Annotated in this window: 1 protein-coding gene; it reads left to right on the top strand. The window is 57.8% G+C overall.

Features of this window, described 5'->3' with window-relative positions:
* Nucleotides 1–228: 228 nt before the first annotated feature.
* Nucleotides 229–1191 (top strand): IS110 family transposase, encoded by a 963-nt coding sequence (locus OXR61_RS23335; protein ID WP_021312959.1) that lies wholly within the window; start codon nt 229–231, stop codon nt 1189–1191.
* The last annotated feature ends 19 nt before the right edge of the window (nt 1192–1210 follow it).

A 1210-nucleotide genomic window follows, 5' to 3' on the forward strand; every position in this document is an offset into this window, starting at 1 on the left:
AATGGCGCCCCTTATATCCCGATCATTCTCCTCCGGGTATGATGATCCCCGACTGATCATCGGGAAGTTGCTGGTGAGATGGGGGCGCCCCCTGGGCATAAAGCCTGCTTCGTAGATTCATCCCCGGCAACTTAACTCCCGCCTTCAAGACCGGACGGTATCCTGTGCCCCGAGCACGCATCCATAAGGATGGTCATGGCGGTTTCCCTGTGCTGTTAAGGAGAATCTATGCAAACCCGTATGCCTGTCGGCATTGATGTTGCCTCCGGAAAGTTTGATGTGGCCGTCTGGAAAGGCGACACGTCTTACAAAACCAAAGTCTTTCCCAACACCCCTAAGGGCTTTATCGCCCTGAAAAAATGGCTGGAGCCGTTCGGCTGCTGCCATATCTGCATGGAGGCTACCGGCGCGTACAGTGAGCCGCTGGCCACCTTCCTGCACGACGAAGGCTATGATGTCAGCGTGGAAAATCCCGCGCGCATCAGGCGCTTCGGACAGGCGGAGCTGAGCCGTAACAAGACGGATAAAGACGATGCGCGCATGATAGCGCGCTACTGTAAACTGCACGGCCCGTCGCTGTGGCAGCCGGCGCCGCTGAATGAACGCAGGCTGAAGGCGCTGGTGAAGCGCCTGACGAATCTTCAGGAAATGCGGCAGATGGAAGAGAACCGGCTGGAGGTCTCGGATGCGGTGGTGCAGCCCTCAATCCGCGTGGTCATTGCGGCGCTGGATGCGCAGATAGACGAAACGAAGCGGGCAATAAACGACCATATCGACAATGATCCGGGCCTTAAAAAGAACAGGGAACTGCTGGAGTCCATCCCGGGCATCGCGGGCGTGCTGAGCAGCACGATGCTGGCGTATCTGGGGGACATGTCGAGGTTCAGCAGCAGCAAGGCGCTTGTGGCGTGGGTGGGTCTGAATCCGATGCGGCAGGAGTCCGGTGAGTGGAAGGGCAAAAGCAGGATATCGAAGATGGGCAACAGCGCGATGCGCAAGGCCCTGTACATGCCTGCGATAGTGGCGATGAAGTGGAATCCGGCGGTGAGTGCGCTGAAGAAACGGCTGGATGCGGGTAAGAAAACGGGAAAAGTCGTGGTGTGCGCGGCGATGAAGAAGCTGCTGCAGCTGGCTTATGGCGTGCTGAAATCGGGTCGTCCGTTCGATGCCGAAATATGTCTTGCCAGGTAACCGGCAAGACGGTATCTAC

This window comes from Pantoea sp. GM_Pan_4 (assembly GCF_026541005.1).
Lineage (GTDB): Bacteria > Pseudomonadota > Gammaproteobacteria > Enterobacterales > Enterobacteriaceae > Pantoea > Pantoea dispersa.